This is a genomic window from Sphingomonas arvum (assembly GCF_026013565.1).
GTDB lineage: Bacteria > Pseudomonadota > Alphaproteobacteria > Sphingomonadales > Sphingomonadaceae > Sphingomicrobium > Sphingomicrobium arvum.
In genome coordinates, this window is record NZ_JAPDOB010000001.1 from 1,197,670 (window position 1) to 1,211,605 (window position 13,936).

The window sequence follows — 13,936 nt, forward strand, 5'->3', positions numbered from 1 at the left end:
CCTCGTCCGTCAGCTGAACCGGTTGCTTCTTGGAAAGCCGAGCGGCGCCATGCGGCCACTCGCTCCCCTGATCCCCTTCCATGCAGTCAGGTCGGCCTCCGTCCGCACCCGTCCGGTCTCGCCGCCCATGCTCCAGCTCAGCCCGTCGGCGAAGCGGATCGGCTTGAGGTCTGCCAGCCCACCCTGACGATAGCGCTGCAACTGCACGCCGGCGCCACGGCCCATCTCGGGTAACTCGGCGAGATTGAAGACCAGCAGCTTGCGGTTCTCACCGACAACCGCGACCGCGTCCGCTTCCTCCGGAACGATGCGCAGGGTCGCCAGCTTCGCATCCGCGCGCAGGTTCATCAGCTGCTTGCCCTTGCGGGTTTCCGCCAGCACTGCTTCGCCGCTGGTGACAAACCCGCGGCCGTCCGTGGACGCCGCCAGCAGCTTCATCGCCGGGCGTACCACGAACAGGTCGGCAATCTCGACGTCGGCGGGCAAGTCGATCGACAGCCGCACCGGCTCGCCGAACCCGCGCCCGCCCGGCAGCTTGTCGCCACCTAGTGTGTAGACCCGCCCATTCTCGCCGACGAGCAGCAGCTTGTCGGTGGTCTGGGCATGGAAGATGCGCGCCAACCCGTCACCCTCGCGGAACTTCAGCGTTTCGGCGTCGTCCAGCCCGACATGGCCCTTCATCGCCCGAATCCAGCCGCGCTGCGACAGGATCACGGTGATCGGCTCCTTCTCGATCATGCGCGACCAGTCGATCTCGGCACGGGTTGCGGGACCTTCCTCGATGCGAGTGCGGCGGTCATCACCGAACTTGTCGCGAACGGTACTCAGATCCTTCTTTAGTCGGGTACGCTGGCGCGCCGGGCTCTCGATCAGCTTGACGAGCTCTTCTCGCTCTTTCGCCAGCGCGGTCCGCTCGCGGCTGATCTCCATTTCCTCCAGCTTGCGCAGCGAGCGCAGCCGCATGTTGAGGATTGCCTCGGCCTGCCGGTCAGTTAGGCTGAACTCGGCAATCATCACGGCCTTGGGTTCGTCCTCCGTGCGGATGATCTCGATGACGCGGTCGAGGTTCAGGAAGGCGATCAGGAACCCGTCCAGCAGCTCCAGCCGGTCGTCGATCTTCGCCACCCGCGTCCGCGAACGGTTCAGCATGACATCGATCTGGAACGCCAACCAGGCGGTCAGGCACTGCTTCAGGCTCATCACGCCGGGCGTGCGATTGGCGTCCAGCACGTTGAGGTTGAGCGGGAAACGAAGCTCCAGGTCTGTCAGCCGATAGAGGCTTTCCAGCAGCAGCTCAGGCTCGACCGTGCGGCTGCGCGGCTCCAGTACGATGCGGATGTCCTCGGCGCTCTCGTCCCGGACATCGGCAAGGATCGGCAGCTTCTTGTTAGCGATCAGGTCGGCGATCTGCTCGATCAACTTGCCTTTTTGAACGCCATAAGGGACCTCGCTCACCAGCAAGTGCCAGCCGCCGCCCTTTTCCTTCTCCTGGGTAACGGTGGCGCGCAGGCGAAAGCTGCCGCGGCCCGTCTCGTAAGCGTGGGTGATCGCCTGCCGACTATCGACCACCACGCCGCCCGTTGGAAAATCAGGACCGGACACGAAATCCATCAAGTCGCGCGTCTCGGCGTGCGGGTTGTCGATCAGGTGGGTGGCGGCGTCGATCAGCTCCGCGACGTTGTGCGGCGGAATACTGGTCGCCATGCCGACCGCGATACCGCTTGCGCCATTCGCTAGCAGGTTGGGGAACAAGCCGGGGAAGACCTCTGGCTCTTCTTCCTCGCCATTGTACGTCGGACGGAACTCGACCGTACCTTCGTCGAGGCCGGCCATGAGCTGCATGGCAATCGGAGTCAGCTTCGCTTCGGTGTACCGGTAGGCCGCGGCGTTATCGCCGTCGATGTTGCCGAAATTGCCCTGGCCGTCGACCAGCGGGTAGCGGAGGGCGAAGCTCTGCGCGAGGCGGACCATCGCGTCGTAGACCGACGCATCGCCATGCGGGTGGTACTTGCCGATGACATCGCCGACCACGCGCGCCGACTTCTTGTAGGCGCCGGCGGGGTCCAGCCGCAGCAGCCGCATCGCCCACAGCAGGCGGCGGTGTACCGGCTTCAGTCCGTCGCGGACGTCCGGCAATGACCGGGCCGTGATCGTCGACAACGCGTAAACGAGGTAGCGCTCCGACAAGGCGGCCTCGAACGGCGTGTCGATGGTCGAAGAGGAGTCCGGTTCCATTGGCCCGGCTTAGCAAGCGGGCCGGAAGGGCGGAAGGGACTAGGAGGTGAACTTGGCTCCCCGAGTTGGATTCGAACCAACGACCAAGTGATTAACAGTCACCTACTCTACCGCTGAGCTATCGGGGAGCAGTCCGTTCGGACGCCGGCGCCTATGACTTAGCGCCAATCCTTTGGCAAGCCCCTCATGAGGCGAACTGTTCCATCGCGATCCGTTCGTCCAACGCATGCTCGGGATCGAACAAGAGCGTGAGCTGGCGTCCGCGATCGAGCCGGACCTCCACCTCGGCAACGTCGCGGACCTCGAACTGGTCCGCGACGGCGGCGACCAGCCGGTCGGTCGGCGAATGGATGCGGAAGCAGACCCGCGTGTCGTCCGGCAGGATCGCGCCGGACCAGCGGCGCGGGCGGAAGGGCGCGATCGGAGTCAATGCCAGCATCCGGGCCGACAGGGGCAGGATCGGACCACGGGCCGACAGGTTGTAGGCAGTGGAGCCCGCCGGCGTGGAGACCAGTACCCCGTCCCCGACCAGCTCCGGCAGAGCCACACGACCGTTCACCAGCACCTCCATCTTGGCGGCCTGGCGGGTCTCACGGAGCAGGGAGACCTCGTTGATGGCCGCGTGCGTCCATTCGTCGCCATGGATGGTGCGGGCGATCATGGTCAGCGGCGCGACGCTGATCATCTTGGCGTTCCCGATCCGGTCGGCGAGCCGGTCCAGGCGCCATTCGTTCATAAGGAAGCCGACCGTGCCGCGGTTCATCCCGAACACCGGGCGGAACTCCCCGCCATCCAGCATCTGGTGCAGCACGTGGAGCATGAAGCCGTCCCCGCCCAAGGCCACCAGCACCCTCGCATCGCGTTCTTCGGCCCAGCTGTATCGCCGGCGGAGCATGGCCGCGGCCGCCTGCGCCGCCTCGTTGTGACTGGCGACCAAGGCGATACCCCGAGCGGCAAGGTCGCGCTCGGCCGCGTGGCTGCTGGACAGCAGTTCGGCGCTCAACCTCGTCTCCTTCCTGTCGCTGGCGGCGCAGCATAGGGAGGGAAGGGGACCCGCGCCACCGTCCCGTTGTGGCACGCCCTCGACAGGGCCGATGCCATCACAAGCCACGTGACCTACAACGCGGCATGGTTGCGTCCTGCACTTTCCCCCGGCGCGGCAAGCGGTCGTCCGATCGTCTTGCCGCGCCACTTCCACCGCTTCCCGACAAGGCGTTGGAGGAAGCCATGGCGGGTGACGACCTGGGCCTTCACTTCCAACCGCAATTCGATGTGCGAAGTGGCGCGGTGATCGGCGTCGAGGCTCTCGCCAGGTGGCCTGGGGTGGCATCCCCGGAAGAGCTGTTCGCCCGCGCCGACTGCGCCAGTCTGTCCGAACGGCTATCGCGCACCATGCAGCGCAAGGCCTTGCAGGCCGCGGGACGCTGGACGGGCGACCTGGCGAGCCTCAAACTGTCGGTAAACGTGCTTGCCGAGGATCTCGCCCGTCCTGGTTACGAGTGCTGGCTGCTGGACGAAATCACCGCGGCCAAAGTCGATCCGCAGCGGATCACCGCGGAGATCATTGAAAGCAGCCTTGTCGCCGACCCGATCGCCGCCGCGGGGCGGCTGGCGCGGCTGCGCGCTGCCGGAGTCCGCATTGCGGTGGACGATTTCGGCACCGGTTACGCCAGCCTTGCCTATCTCACCACCTTGCCGCTCGACCTCATCAAGATCGACCGGGCGCTAATCCGGGACGTGGTCGGCGGCACCCGCGACCGCATCGTGGTCCGGGCGCTGATTGCGATGGCCCGTGAATTGGGTCTCCAGGTGCTGGTGGAAGGGGTCGAGGACCCAGCCCAGTTGGCGCTCCTGCAGGATTGGGGTTGCGACTACTACCAGGGCTTCCTTGGCGCCCAGGCGCTCGACGAGGAGGCGCTCGCCCGTTTCGTCAGCGCGGCGAGAAGCGGGCCGTCAGCGCCGCCAGCGAAGGATCGTGCGTGAGGTCGAGGTGTAGCGGCGTGACCGACACGAAGCCGTCGGCCACGGCCTCAAGGTCGGTCTGGTGCCCGGGCGTCTCGACCATGGGTCCCAATCCCAGCCAATAATAAGGAAAGCCGCGCGGGTCCGTCCGCTGGATGATCTTGGTGCGGCCATAGTCGCGGATGCCTTGGCGGCAGACGCGGACGCCCTGCACCTGCTCGGGCGGCAAGGCGGGGAAGTTGACGTTGACCAGCGTGCCGGCCGGCATCTCGGATTCCAGCAGGGGCCCAAGAACCTTTTCCGCCCACACCTCCGCCGCCGCGAAAGGTACGGTGTCGCCCATGCCCTCGCGGGCATAGGCCTGGCTGAGCGCGATCGACTTCACCCCGGCCAGCGCGCCTTCCATGGTGGCCGACACCGTCCCTGAGTACGTGACATCCTCGCCTAAGTTCGCACCCCTGTTGATGCCCGAAAGGATCACGTCCGGCCGCGCCTCCTCCATGACGTGGAACAGCGCCATTAGCACCGAGTCGGTCGGCGTTCCCGCGACCGCAAACCTCTTCTCGCCCAGCCGGCGCAGCCGGATGGGGCGGGTCAGCGTCAGCGAGTGACCAGTCCCCGACTGTTCCTCGAGCGGTGCTACCACCCAGATGTCGTCGGAGAACCGGCGCGCGACCTCTTCCAGCAGCCTAAGGCCGCTGGCGTTCACGCCGTCGTCGTTGGTGAGAAGAATCCGCATGAACGGGCCATGGCGGAGCGGACCCGACCCGGCAAGTGTCCCAACTTGCGCCATTTTAGCAACAAGAACGACGTTTTACATCTTTCTGCTTTGATATGGTGCTTGTTCGGAACTTTAACCGAAAGTATAGGCGCCGGTGGGGAATGGCCGACTTGCCCGGGTCCTAAGTCCCGGAAAAGTCTAGTGTTCGCTTCCGGCTGTCCGGTGGCCCGGATAGCGGTAGCGCCGTGCTTGTGAAGCCTCGTGGCGGCGATTGTGCCTGCGCACGGGCCTAAGGGAGGGGACTATGGCCACGGCTCTGGTCGAGATCTACGGGGATCAGCCCACTTCGTTCGACAGCGTAATCCTGCCGCCCGGCTACAAGCCGAGCGAAGACGAAGAATTCATGTGCGCGGCGCACAAGGCCTACTTCCTGCGCAAGCTGCTCGATTGGAAGGAAGCAATCGTCGAAGAGAGCCGGGCCACCATGGCCCAGCTCCAGGTCGACTCGCTTCGTGAGCCGGACCTCGCCGATCGAGCCTCGAGCGAGACCGACTGGGGCATCGAGCTTCGCACCCGCGACCGCCAGCGCAAGCTGATTGCTAAAATCGACGCCGCTATCCGCCGGCTCTACGCCGACGAATATGGCTACTGCGAAGTAAGCGGCGAACCGATCAGCCTGGGCCGGCTGGAGGCGCGTCCGATCGCCACCATGACTTTGGAGGCGCAGGAGCGGCACGAGCGCATCGAAAAGGTCAGCCGCGAGGACTGACCAGTTCGCCCCTCCCGTCCGTGGACAGGAGGGGCGGCGCAAATTCTAATGGACGAGACTGATGTTCAGCATTTCGTCCTTCAGGCGAAGCTTCTCTTTTTTCAGCCGGTGAAGAAGCACGGCGTCGGGGTAGCGTCGCTGCTCTTCCGCGTCGATCTGCGACTGGAGAGCGGCATGTTTGGATGCGAGGGCGTCGACGTGTGCTTTTTCCATCTGTGTCATTCCCTTCGTCGGTAGCGACCACATCAGAAAACCATAGAACCGTGGCTTTGTCTCGCAGCAAACGATCCGTTGGTCGCGGCGCGGCTCTCGTTCCGCCGTTTTGCTTGCGCTAGGGGAAGGGCGTGAACGACGACCTTCCGCTGGCCCGCCTGGCCCAACTCCGCGCCGAGCACCGTGTGCTTGACGAGCGGCTCTCCAAGCTCAGGGCTGAGCCGCTCGGCAATCAGCTGGAACTGGCGCGATTGAAGCGTACCAAGCTACGGCTGAAGGACGAGATCGCCTTTCTGGAGGACCAGGCGGTGCCCGACATCATCGCCTGAGCTGTGCCGGCGGCGACGCGCCAAACCTGACACATCGGGAGCATTGACCCGTTTTCACGGGGCTCGTTTGCTGTCAGATACGCACTCATGTTCGATCCGTCTGATCAGTCCAGCGCGCGTGCCCGCATCACTCCGCGGCTGATCGAAAGCCTGTACACCGAGGCCATGCTGCTGGCCGACGAGGCGCGGACCTATTTCGACCAGGAGGGCCGTGGCGAGCGGTCGGAACTGGATCCGTTCGTCCGCGTCGGCTTCGCTTGCGAATCGCTCAAAGTGACGACTCGCATCATGCACATCGTTGCATGGCTGCTGACCCAACGGGCGGTGGAAAGCGGTGAGCTCCCGTCGGGGGTCGAGCGCCGGCCTGAGCGGCGGCTGGGCCACGCGGCCGAAAGCGACCACGCCGTGGTTCAGCAACTGCCCCCATCGGCCCAGCGACTCGTGAATGCGAGCGTAGACCTTTATGCGCGCGTCAGTCGGCTGGACGAGGACGGCTTCGACGAGGCACCCGTGCCGAGCCCAGCGCGGGCGCTGATGGGGCGGCTGGAGCGGGACCTTCGGCGCGGCAGCGGCGACTCGCAATAGGCGCTGGATTCCGCAGCGCCGGCGAGTAGGAGCGGGGCCATGACCCCCTTCACTTTCTACCCTGGACCCCGGGTACTGAACGGCGCCGGGCGCAGCGGCGAGCTGGTCGACAAGCTGCCGTTCGGGCCAGTGCTATTCGTGACCGACGCCGACGTTCGGCGGTTCGGACTGCCCGACGACCTGCTGGCGGCTCTCGAGAGCAGCGGCCGGGCCGTCACCCTATTCGATGCCGTCGAAGCCGATCCGTCGAAGGCTACCCTCCTCGCCGCCGTGGAGCAGGGTCGGGTCGCCGGGGCCGCCAGCGTCGTCGGGTTCGGCGGTGGCAGTCCGATGGACGTGGCCAAGCTCGCGGCCTACCTGCTCGGCTCCGGCGACGAGCTGGACAGCATCTGGGGTGTCGGCCTGGTCAGGGGCATCCGCCTGCCGCTCGCCCTGGTTCCGACCACTGCCGGAACTGGCAGCGAGGCGACGCCGGTGGCGGTAATCACCGTGGAAGGCGCCGAGAAGCGCGGCGTCAACAGCCCCGCACTGATCGCGGACTGGGCGGTCCTTGATGCCGAGCTGACTGTCGGTAAACCGCGTGCGCTCACCGCCGCGACGGGGATCGATGCTATTGTCCATGCCGTGGAAGCATACACTTCGGCCAAGGCCAAGAACCCGTTGTCCGACATGTATGCGCGAGAGGCGTTGCGCCTGCTCGGCGCAAACCTGCTTGCCGCGTGCGAGCGGCCGCACGATCAGGACGCCCGCTCGGCGATGCTGCTGGGCGCCCACCTTGCGGGGCTCGCCTTTGCCAATGCGCCGGTGGCTGGGGTCCACGCGCTGGCTTACCCGCTCGGTGGCTTGCACCACTTGCCGCATGGCCTAAGCAACGCCCTGATGCTGCGCCATGTGCTGGCCTTCAACGCCGAAGCGGCGCGCGAACACTATGCCGAGCTAGCCGAGGTGCTGGAGCCCGATTGCGCGGGACAGAGCAATCAATCGAAAGCGGCGCTGCTGATCGAGCGATTGGATGAGCTGGTGACAGCCAGCGGCCTCCAGCCCCGCCTTCGCGATCACGGCATCGCATTCGAGCAGGCACCGCTGCTCGCGAGCGAGGCCATGAAGCAGCAGCGGCTGCTGGTGAACAATCCGGTTGAGATCCGCGAAGAGGACGCACGCCGGCTCTACGAGGCCGCCTGGTGAGCCGGCCAACGGCCCCGATCCGAGCCGACTTCCGCCATTGGCAACGGTTCACGACGCGGTGGGCCGACAACGACGCCTACGGGCACGTCAACAACACGGTTTATTACCAGTGGTTCGATAGTGCGGTGAACGCCTGGCTCGTTGGTCAGGGGCTGCTCAACATCGTTGCCGGCGATCCCATTGCCTTGGTGGTGGAGACCCGCTGCAGCTACTTCGCCGGGCTCGAGTTCCCCGGCGACGTCGAGGTCGGCCTAGCCATTGCTGAGCTCGGTCGTTCGTCGGTGCGCTACCGCATCGGGGTGTTTGCTCCCGCCCACGATCACCCGGCCGCGGCCGGCGAGTTCGTCCATGTCGCCGTCGAACGGGCAGGGCGCCGTCCCACCCCCTGGCCAGAGGCCTGGCGCGCCGCCTTCGCCACTATCAGCTAGCGCAGAGCTGCGCCTTGGCGGCCTGATACTCCGCGGTCCATCGCCCGATCAGTTCGGCCGCGGGCTGGACCTTGTCGATGACGCCGATGCCCTGGCCCGACCCCCAGATGTCGCGCCACGCCTTGGCGCCGGACGAGCCGGCGAAGGTCATCGCTTCCGGCCCGCTGCTAGGCAGGTTGTCGGGGTCAAGTCCGGCGTTCTCAATCGAGGAGCGCAGGTAGTTGCCGTGAATGCCGGTGAACAGGTTGGAGTAGACGATATCTCCCGCGCCGCCCTCGACGATACCCTGCTTGTACTCGTCGCTGGCGCGCGCTTCGTTGGTGGCGATGAATGGCGAGCCGACGTAGGCGAAATCGGCGCCCATCGCCTGCGCCGCCAGGATAGCGCCGCCGGTGGCGATCGAGCCCGACAGCGCCAGCGGGCCGTCGAACCAGCGACGAATCTCCGCCACCAGCGCGAACGGCGACCAGCGGCCCGCATGGCCACCAGCGCCCGCCGCAACCGCGATCAGCCCGTCCGCACCCTTTTCGATCGCCTTGCGCGCATAGCGGTCGTCGATCACGTCGTGCAGGGTGATCCCGCCCCAGTCGTGCACGGCGTGGTTGAGCTCTTCGCGCGCCCCCAATGAGGTGATCACGACCGGCACCTTCCACTTGGCGCAGGTCGCAACGTCCTCCTCGAACCGTTCATTGGAGCGGTGCACGATCTGGTTCACGGCATAGGGCGCGGCGGGCCGGTCGGGATCCGTGCGGTCGTGCTCCGCCAGTGCCTCGGTGATCTCGTGCAGCCACTCGTCCAGCTGGCTCTGCGGCCGCGCGTTCAGCGCGGGAAAGCTGCCCACCACGCCCGCCTTGCATTGGGCGATCACCAGCGCGGGATTGGAAACGATGAAAAGCGGCGCCCCGATCACGGGCAGGCGCAGGCGTTGGAGAACGGCGGGCACGGACATCGACAACTATCTCCCGGAACGGTGGCTGCAGCTACCAACGGCTTGCAGCGGTGGCAAACCGCCGTAGGACCTATCGCGACCGAAGATCGTTACGGCAATGCGCCCAGGAGGGCGCGAGCGGGAACTCTTGAGCATGGATGACATCACCCGACTTCGCGGCTCGGCCTCGGCCGGGGATCCGCTGGGGATGTGGCAGACCCTCGCCGATAATCTTCCGCAGCTCGCATGGATCGCCGGGCCGGACGGGAACTTCGAGTGGTTCAACCGCCGCTGGCACGAATATGTGGGCGAGGCCGGCGACACCCCGGGGACGGTCTGGAGCCTTGTCGATCCGGAGCAGCGGCAGCGCGCACTGGACGGCTGGTCCGCCGCCAGGGCGGCCGAGACGCCGTGGGAAGACGTGATCGCACTGCGTGGTCGCAGTGGAGAATATCGCCACTTCCTCAGCCGGGCGAACCCGGCGCGCGACCCGAACGGGCGGATCATCCACTGGGTGGGCACGCACACGGACGTAACGGCGCTGCGCGGGGCGCGGCGGCGCGACCGCTTCCTGATCAGGCTCGACGAAGGCCTGCGCGGGCTGGGCGATCCTGCCGCGATCAAGAAGATGGCGGTGGATCTTCTCGGCTCTGAACTGCAGGCCAGTCGGGTGCTCTATTCTGCGCCCGACGTCTGGCGCCGCGAGTTCACGGTTCACGAGGAATTCCTGTCGGCAGGGGTTTCATCGATCGCCGGGACGCATGTGCTTCCGACGGAGGTCTTTGCCGCCTACGTGAAGGGCGACCCGGTCGTCGTCGAGGATTGTTGCCGCGACCCCCTGTTCAGCGAGGCAGCGAATGATCCTGCCGCCGTGGCGCTGGCGATCCGGGCCGTGCTTGACGTGCCGCTGGTCCTTGATGGCGAGCTGAAGGGTATCCTGTCGGTTCACGATATCGCACCGCGCCGGTGGACCGCCGACGAGGTCGATCTGGTCGCGGCGACGGCCAACCGCACCTGGCAAGCCGTGGAGCGCGCCCGGGCCGAAGCCGAGGCAAGAGCGGCGGCCGAGGAGATCACGGCCATCTACGAAAGCGCGCCCGTCGGCCTGACAGTGCTGGATCGCGATCTTCGCTACGTGCGGATCAACGAGCGTCTGGCCGAGATGAACGGCCTTCCTGCCGCCGAGCACATCGGCCGGTCGGTGCGGGAGGTGGTGCCCGAATTGGCCGACCAGGCGGAGGTGACCCTGCGCGAGGTGCTGGCTGGGCGTGAGATCTGGGGGCTGGAAATAAGCGGGTCGACCCGCGCCGAGCCGGACCTGGTCAAGACTTGGCGCGAGAACTGGCTGCCGCTGCGGCGGGCGGACGGCGAGATCATCGGTGTGGCGATCTCCGCTGAGGACGTCTCTCGGGAAAAGGCTTCGGACCGGCTGCTGCGCGACAGCGAGGAACGCTTCCGCTTTACGCTGGAAGCGGCCAACGGCATCGGAACATGGGACTGGGATGTCCCGAAGGACGTGGTGTTCACCAGTGCCCAGTTCGCGCGCATGTACGGGGTCGATCCGGAGCGCGGGGCCAAGGGTCTGCCGGTTCGCGAGTATCTGGATGCAATCCATCCCGACGATCGGGCGAGCGTCCAGGAACTGATCGCCGAAGCGGTCGCCAGCGGAGTAGACTACAGGGCTGAGTACCGCATTCTGTCAACGGACGGCACGGTTCATTGGGTTATCGCCAGAGGGCGTTGCCTCATGGGTGAAGACGGGAATCCGATCCGCTTCCCCGGTGTGACCTTCGACATCACTGACCGCCGCCGCGTCGAGGAGCAGCTTCGCGAGACCTCGGTCCGCCTCAATGCCATTCTCGACAATACCAGCATGGCGGTCTTCCTGTTGGACGCTGAGCAGCGTTGCACCTTCGCCAATGCGGCCGCCGAGAAGCTGACGGGCTATAGCGCCGCCGAGCTGCTCGGGCGACCGTTGCAAAGCGTCGTGCACCGGATGCTGCCGGACGGAACGCCCTACCAGCCCGAGCAGAGCCTGTTTCGCCGGGCCTTCACCGAACGCGCGCAGACCCGCGGCGAGAAATTGTTCGTCGCTCCGGACGGAAGCTTCTACCCGATCGCCTTCACGGCCAGCCCGTTGCTTGATGCGTCGGGCCAAGCGCTGGGTACGGTCGTTGAGGCACGCAACATCGCCGAGGAGAAGGCGCAGAACGCGGCTCTCCGGGCGAGCGAGGAACGATATCGCGCCTTGTTCGAGTCGATGGAGCAGGGCTTCTGCGTAATCGAGGTCATGTTCGACGGCGACCAAGCGATCGATCACCGATTCATCGAGATCAATCCGGCCTTCAGCAAGCAGAGCGGGCTGCCGCCAGAGGTCCTCGGCAAATCCATCCGCGAGGCGGTGCCCGACCTGGAGGAAAGCTGGTTCCGGCGATACGGAAACATCGCGGTGAGCGGGCAATCCGAGCGCTTCGTGCAAGAAGCCGCGGCCCTTGGCCGCTGGTTCGAGGTCTATGGGTTCCGCATCGGCGACCCAGCCGACCGGCACGTCGCCATCCTCTTTACGGACGTGACCGATCGGGTGCAGCACGAACGAGATCTGCAGCTGCGGTTGAATGCCATTCCGCAGATGGTGTGGTCGACGCGCCCGGACGGATTCCACGACTTCTACAATGATCGCTGGTACGAGTTCACGGGCACACCAAATGGCTCGACAGACGGTGAGGGCTGGACCGGGATGTTCCATCCCGACGATCAGCCCGCAGCGCGGGAGCGTTGGCGCCGCTCGCTTGCGTCTGGCGAGCCGTATGAAATCGAATACCGCCTGCGGCACCATAGCGGTCAGTATCGGTGGGTGCTTGGTCGAGCGCTGCCGATCCGCGACGAGAACGACGCCATCGTGCGCTGGATGGGCACCTGCACCGACATCCACGATGCCGTGGAAGCCCGGAAGGCGCTGACCGAATCCGAGGCTCGCCTGCGCGCAGTGATCGACGCTGCTCCTGTGGGCCTGGTGTTCGCCGACGCCTCCGGCCAGATCACCGGCGGCAACAATCGTGTCGAGGAAATCTTGGGGCACCCCGTCCTGCCATCCAAGGACGTTGCGTCGTACAATGAGTGGATCGGCTTCCATGAGGATGGTCGGCGGGTCGAGGGCCACGAATATCCGCTTGGCCGGGTCCTGTCGGAGAACCTTTCTTCCGCTGAGCTCCTGACCCACTATCGCCGCGGCGACGGAACCATGACCTGGATCTGGTTCTCGGCTGCGCCCGTGCGCGACCTTGAGGGCAAGGTCATCGGCGGGGTGGTCGCCTCCGTCAACGTCGACCGGGAGAAGCGCCTTACTGAAAGCCTCGAGCGGGAAGTCGAAAAGGTCGTTGCCGAACGCGAAGCGGCGCAGGAAGCTTTGCGGCAGAGCCAGAAACTTGAGGCCATGGGCCAGCTCACCGGGGGCGTTGCGCACGACTTCAACAACCTGCTGACCCCGATCATCGGCAGCCTCGACCTGCTCCAGCGCAAGCCGATCGGCGACGCCCGGATGCAACGCCTGATCGACGGCGCACTTCAATCCGCCGAGCGCGCCAAGACCCTCGTACAGCGACTGCTGGCCTTTGCTCGGCGCCAGCCGTTGCAGCCGACCGCCGTGGATGTCGGCCGGATTGTGACCGACATGGCAGACCTTGTCGCCCGCACGTCCGGGCCACGGGTGCGGGTTGATGTCGACGTGCCGCCCGAGCTGCCCCCCGCCCGGGCCGACTCCAACCAGCTTGAGATGGCGCTGCTCAACCTCAGCGTGAACGCGCGTGACGCCATGCCCGATGGCGGAACCCTGTCGATCAGCCTTCGCCAGGTCGACGAACCGCCCGCCGACTTGCCGGAACTCGGCCGTCGACCGCATGTGGTGCTATCCGTTGCCGACAACGGGAGGGGCATGGACGAGGAAACGTTGGCCCGCTGCATCGAGCCGTTCTTTTCGACCAAAGGTGTCGGCAAGGGCACGGGCCTTGGTCTATCGATGGTCCACGGCCTTGCTGCGCAGCTCGGCGGAGCGCTCCGCATCACCAGCCGCGAAGGGGTCGGCACCGCTATCGAGCTCTGGCTTCCAGTCTCCAGCGACGAAGTATCGACTGGTGACGAAGATCGGCCGGCGGCCCGTGATGCTGGCCGGGGCCTCGTCCTGCTGGTCGACGACGAGGATCTCGTGCGTGAGTCCACGGCCTCCATGCTCGCTGATCTCGGCTACGAGGTTGTCGAGGCAGGCTCGGCCGAGCAGGCGCTCCGGATGGTCAAGGACGGACTCCGGCCCGACCTGCTTGTGTCCGACCACCTGATGCCGGGGCTGAGCGGCACCGACCTCGCCGTCCGGCTGCGCGGCCGCATGCCCGGCCTCCCAGTCCTGATCGTGTCGGGCTACGCCGACGTCGACGGGCTTGCTCCGGCCTTTCCTCGCTTGGCCAAGCCTTTCCGCCAGGCCGATCTCGCCGCCAGCGTCGGCGCGCTCCGCGGCGAGCGGGCGGTCAGCCCCAGCGCGGGCTCAACGGAGTAGGCAAGGAAGGCAGCGCTACCACGCGACTGAGGTAC

12 protein-coding genes and 1 tRNA gene are annotated in these 13,936 nt (G+C 66.1%); 7 read left to right on the forward strand and 6 right to left on the reverse strand.

What is annotated here, in order from left to right; translation table 11 throughout:
• Positions 1-9: 9 nt before the first annotated feature.
• From parC to OMW55_RS05965, 3 genes are all read right to left on the reverse strand, one after another.
• Positions 10-2,235, reverse strand: coding sequence for a DNA topoisomerase IV subunit A (gene parC / locus OMW55_RS05955; protein WP_264881561.1), 2,226 nt, complete (start codon positions 2,233-2,235; stop codon positions 10-12).
• Between the two features lie 53 nt (positions 2,236-2,288).
• Positions 2,289-2,363, reverse strand: a tRNA-Asn gene (locus OMW55_RS05960).
• Positions 2,364-2,419: 56 nt separating this feature from the next.
• The gene (locus tag OMW55_RS05965; RefSeq protein WP_264882021.1) at positions 2,420-3,178 is read right to left on the reverse strand and encodes an NAD kinase; all 759 of its coding nucleotides are present in this window, start codon (positions 3,176-3,178) and stop codon (positions 2,420-2,422) included.
• A 185-nt stretch (positions 3,179-3,363) separates the two neighbouring features.
• On the opposite strand from OMW55_RS05965, the gene OMW55_RS05970 reads away from it, so the two are divergent.
• Positions 3,364-4,218 carry an EAL domain-containing protein gene (locus OMW55_RS05970; protein ID WP_264881563.1) on the forward strand — a complete coding sequence of 285 codons (855 nt, stop codon included), beginning with the start codon at positions 3,364-3,366 and terminating at the stop codon, positions 4,216-4,218.
• Here the strand turns inward: OMW55_RS05970 and surE are convergent.
• A complete protein-coding gene (gene surE, locus OMW55_RS05975; RefSeq protein ID WP_264881564.1) occupies positions 4,166-4,936 on the reverse strand; it encodes a 5'/3'-nucleotidase SurE in 771 nt (256 codons plus the stop codon). The genes OMW55_RS05970 and surE overlap by 53 nt on opposite strands.
• A gap of 286 nt (positions 4,937-5,222) precedes the next feature.
• On the opposite strand from surE, the gene dksA reads away from it, so the two are divergent.
• Positions 5,223-5,687, forward strand: coding sequence for an RNA polymerase-binding protein DksA (dksA, locus tag OMW55_RS05980; protein ID WP_407822103.1), 465 nt, complete (start codon positions 5,223-5,225; stop codon positions 5,685-5,687).
• Positions 5,688-5,732: 45 nt separating this feature from the next.
• Here the strand turns inward: dksA and OMW55_RS05985 are convergent, their stop codons facing one another.
• Positions 5,733-5,900 (reverse strand): YdcH family protein, encoded by a 168-nt coding sequence (locus tag OMW55_RS05985; RefSeq protein ID WP_264881565.1) that lies wholly within the window; start codon positions 5,898-5,900, stop codon positions 5,733-5,735.
• Between the two features lie 131 nt (positions 5,901-6,031).
• On the opposite strand from OMW55_RS05985, the gene OMW55_RS05990 reads away from it, so the two are divergent.
• The 4 genes from OMW55_RS05990 to OMW55_RS06005 all read left to right on the forward strand — a co-directional run bounded on the left by OMW55_RS05990 (position 6,032) and on the right by OMW55_RS06005 (position 8,427).
• A complete protein-coding gene (locus tag OMW55_RS05990) occupies positions 6,032-6,229 on the forward strand; it encodes a YdcH family protein (RefSeq protein WP_264881567.1) in 198 nt (65 codons plus the stop codon).
• Between the two features lie 87 nt (positions 6,230-6,316).
• Positions 6,317-6,814 (forward strand): DUF1465 family protein, encoded by a 498-nt coding sequence (locus tag OMW55_RS05995; protein WP_264881569.1) that lies wholly within the window; start codon positions 6,317-6,319, stop codon positions 6,812-6,814.
• Between the two features lie 39 nt (positions 6,815-6,853).
• Positions 6,854-7,999 carry an iron-containing alcohol dehydrogenase gene (locus OMW55_RS06000; protein ID WP_264881570.1) on the forward strand — a complete coding sequence of 382 codons (1,146 nt, stop codon included), beginning with the start codon at positions 6,854-6,856 and terminating at the stop codon, positions 7,997-7,999.
• Complete coding sequence (locus OMW55_RS06005) at positions 7,996-8,427, forward strand: acyl-CoA thioesterase (RefSeq protein ID WP_264881572.1); 432 nt, start codon at positions 7,996-7,998, stop codon at positions 8,425-8,427. Before OMW55_RS06000 ends, OMW55_RS06005 begins: the two co-directional genes overlap by 4 nt.
• On the opposite strand, the gene OMW55_RS06010 is transcribed toward OMW55_RS06005, so the two are convergent.
• Positions 8,420-9,376 carry an NAD(P)H-dependent flavin oxidoreductase gene (locus OMW55_RS06010; RefSeq protein WP_264881574.1) on the reverse strand — a complete coding sequence of 319 codons (957 nt, stop codon included), beginning with the start codon at positions 9,374-9,376 and terminating at the stop codon, positions 8,420-8,422. The two genes, OMW55_RS06005 and OMW55_RS06010, sit on opposite strands and share 8 nt — an antisense overlap.
• Before the next feature lie 133 nt (positions 9,377-9,509).
• Here OMW55_RS06010 and OMW55_RS13935 point away from each other — a divergent pair, with 133 nt between their 5' ends.
• On the forward strand, positions 9,510-13,901 hold the full coding sequence (locus tag OMW55_RS13935) for a PAS domain S-box protein (protein ID WP_407822104.1): 4,392 nt from the start codon (positions 9,510-9,512) through the stop codon (positions 13,899-13,901).
• The last annotated feature ends 35 nt before the right edge of the window (positions 13,902-13,936 follow it).

Bases quoted from the DNA above. Each gene is read 5' to 3' on its own strand.
- OMW55_RS05995 (WP_264881569.1), top strand. From the start codon at position 6,317: ATGTTCGATCCGTCTGATCAGTCCAGCGCGCGTGCCCGCATCACTCCG.
- parC (WP_264881561.1), bottom strand. From the start codon at position 2,235: ATGGAACCGGACTCCTCTTCGACCATCGACACGCCGTTCGAGGCCGCC.
- dksA (WP_407822103.1), top strand. From the start codon at position 5,223: ATGGCCACGGCTCTGGTCGAGATCTACGGGGATCAGCCCACTTCGTTC.
- OMW55_RS06000 (WP_264881570.1), top strand. From the start codon at position 6,854: ATGACCCCCTTCACTTTCTACCCTGGACCCCGGGTACTGAACGGCGCC.
- OMW55_RS13935 (WP_407822104.1), top strand. From the start codon at position 9,510: ATGGATGACATCACCCGACTTCGCGGCTCGGCCTCGGCCGGGGATCCG.
- surE (WP_264881564.1), bottom strand. From the start codon at position 4,936: ATGCGGATTCTTCTCACCAACGACGACGGCGTGAACGCCAGCGGCCTT.
- OMW55_RS05985 (WP_264881565.1), bottom strand. From the start codon at position 5,900: ATGGAAAAAGCACACGTCGACGCCCTCGCATCCAAACATGCCGCTCTC.
- OMW55_RS06010 (WP_264881574.1), bottom strand. From the start codon at position 9,376: ATGTCCGTGCCCGCCGTTCTCCAACGCCTGCGCCTGCCCGTGATCGGG.
- OMW55_RS05970 (WP_264881563.1), top strand. From the start codon at position 3,364: ATGGTTGCGTCCTGCACTTTCCCCCGGCGCGGCAAGCGGTCGTCCGAT.